At 69.4% G+C, this 2,392-nt stretch carries 2 protein-coding genes and 1 pseudogene; 1 reads left to right on the top strand and 2 read right to left on the bottom strand.

The window, feature by feature from the left end; translation table 11 throughout:
* Positions 1 to 225 precede the first annotated feature (225 nt).
* Positions 226 to 682 (top strand): annotated as a pseudogene (locus AOK23_RS43540) (PPOX class F420-dependent oxidoreductase).
* Here AOK23_RS43540 and AOK23_RS43545 read toward each other — a convergent pair.
* Both AOK23_RS43545 and AOK23_RS43550 read right to left on the bottom strand, forming a co-directional pair.
* Positions 672 to 1,550: a carbohydrate ABC transporter permease gene (locus AOK23_RS43545; protein ID WP_420823809.1), complete on the bottom strand. Its 879-nt coding sequence runs from the start codon at positions 1,548 to 1,550 to the stop codon at positions 672 to 674. The pseudogene AOK23_RS43540 and the gene AOK23_RS43545 overlap by 11 nt on opposite strands.
* Positions 1,551 to 1,554: 4 nt before the next feature.
* Positions 1,555 to 2,392: carbohydrate ABC transporter permease (locus tag AOK23_RS43550; RefSeq protein WP_055717868.1), on the bottom strand; the 838-nt coding region annotated here is incomplete at its 5' end.

The following is a 2,392-nucleotide window of genomic DNA, read 5'->3' on the forward strand; positions in this document are numbered from 1 at the left end:
GGCCGGGGTCGGGGGCCGGGGCCCGGATCGGATCGGGGCTCGGATGTGTCGGTCGACGGTGCGGGTGCTGGGGCTGCCGTTCACGGGCTGAGCGTCGGTGCACGCGCACAACGTAGGGGCGCGGGACTGCGGTGACTACGGGCTGTTCGGCCACAATCACGGATTGTAGGAACCTACGGGTTCTGTGATCCTTGTGGTCCGAGTGACCTGGGTAGGCATGGCCGTATGACGAAGCTGGACGACCACATACGCGCACGTCTCCTCGCCCCCCCACTTCTGGCATCTGGCCACGGTCGGCCCCGACGGGGCGCCCCAGGTGTCCCCCATGTGGGTGGACCTCCACACCGCCGGCGACACCGAGTACGTCATGGTCAACACCTCCGTGGGCCGGGTGAAGGAGGAGAACCTCCGCCGCAACCCGCTCGTCTCCCTGTCCCACCACGACCCCCACAACCCCTACGACCGGGCCGAGATCCGGGGCCGCGCCGTGCGGTTCGTGGAGGGCGAGGAGGCCGCACGCTCCATGGACCGGCTCACCCTGAAGTACATCGGCGAGGAACGGTATCCCTGGCTGCTGCCCGGGGAGCGCCGGCTGATGATCCTGATCGAACCGGTGCGGGTCCGCCGGGTGGTGGGCCTGGAGCCGTTCCGGGACGGAGTGCTGGACCAGGTCAGCCCTTGACCGCGCCGCCCAGGGCGAAGCCACCGCCCAGACGCCGGGCCACGCCCACGTACAGCAGGATCACCGGGGTCGAGTAGATCACCGAGAACGCCGCCAACTGCCCGTAGACCACCGTCCCCTTGTTGCCGAAGAACTCGTTGATGCTCACCGCGGCCGGCATCTGGTCCGGGGTGAGCAGCAGCATGAACGGGACGAAGAAGTTGCCCCACATCATCACGAACGAGAACACGGTCACGACCGCGACGCCCGGCCCCATCAGGGGCAGCACGATCCGCAGCAGCGACTGCAGGGGCGAGGCGCCGTCCGTCCACGCCGCCTCCTCCAGCTCCTTCGGCACGCCGTCCATGAAGTTCTTCATCAGCCAGATGGCGAACGGCAGTTGGGAGGCGGCGAAGAAGAGGATCGTGCCCTCGTGGGTGTCGATCAGATTCACCCGCACGAACAGGGCGTACACCGGGACCATGATCGCCGTGATCGGGAGGCTCGTCGCGAAGAGGATCGTCAGGAGGAAGGGGCGGTTCAGGCGGGAGCGGAAGCGGGACAGGGGGTAGGCGGCGAGGGCGGCGCACACCACGGTCAGCGCGGTCCCGCCGCCGCACAGCAGCAGACTGTTCAGCAGCGGCGTGACGGTGATCTCCGGGGTGAGGACCGCCTCGTAGTTGGCGAGGGTCACGGAGTCCGGGAGCCGGACCCGGAGGTCGGCGCGGGCGTCCACGGACGACAGGACCACCCAGGCGAGGGGCAGGACGAACGCGGCGGCCACGACGAGCAGTCCGGCGTCGGCGGTCAGCCGGCGCCGCAGGGTCCTGCGCGAGGCGGGTGTCCGGGTTCTGGTCGGCACGGCGGGTGTCGGGGTTCTGGTCGGCACCGGGTCAGACCTCCGTTCGCAGCAGCCGCAGATACACGACCGAGAAGAGGGAACCCACCACCAGGAGCAGCAGCGCGACCGCCGTGCCGTAGCCGATCATGCTCTTCTGGAAGGCCTCCTCGTACATGAACAGCGGGAGCGTCTGGCTCCGGCCGCCGGGGCCGCCTCTCGTCATCACCCAGATCAGCCCGAAGACGGAGAGGGTCTGGAGGGTGATGAGCATGAGGTTCGTGCCGATGGAGCGGCGGATCATCGGGAGGGTGATGTGCCACAGGCGGCGCGGGCCGCTCGCGCCGTCGACCTCCGCGGCCTCCGTGATCTCCTTCGGGATCTCGTCGAGCGCCGCGGAGTACACCAGCATCGAGAACGCCGTCCCCCGCCAGACGTTCGCGAACGACACCGCCAGGATCGGCAGGGTGTACAGCCAGTTCTGGGCGGGGAGACCGAGCCAGTCCAGGACGGCGTTGAGGGTGCCCTCGCGGCGGAAGAAGGCGTACAGCAGGAAGCCGGCGACCACCTCCGGCAGCACCCAGGCGGTGACGACGATGCCGCCGACGAGGGTGCGCACGGGCTTCGAGGCGCGCCGCATCAGCGCGGCCAGGGCCAGACCCAGGGTGTTCTGGCCCAGCAGCGCCGAGACGACGGTGAAGACGAGGGTCAGCCACACGGCGTTGCGGAACGCCTCGTCGCCGAAGGCGGTCCGGAAGTTCTCGAAGCCGACGAAGGAGTCCTCGGCCTGGCCGGTGAGCTGGAGGTCGGTGAAGGCGATGGAGACGCAGTAGGCGATGGGGCCGGCGAGGAAGAGGACCAGCAGGACGGTGGCGGGGGCGACGGGGAGGGCT

It is taken from the genome of Streptomyces torulosus (assembly GCF_001419765.1).
GTDB lineage: Bacteria > Actinomycetota > Actinomycetes > Streptomycetales > Streptomycetaceae > Streptomyces > Streptomyces torulosus.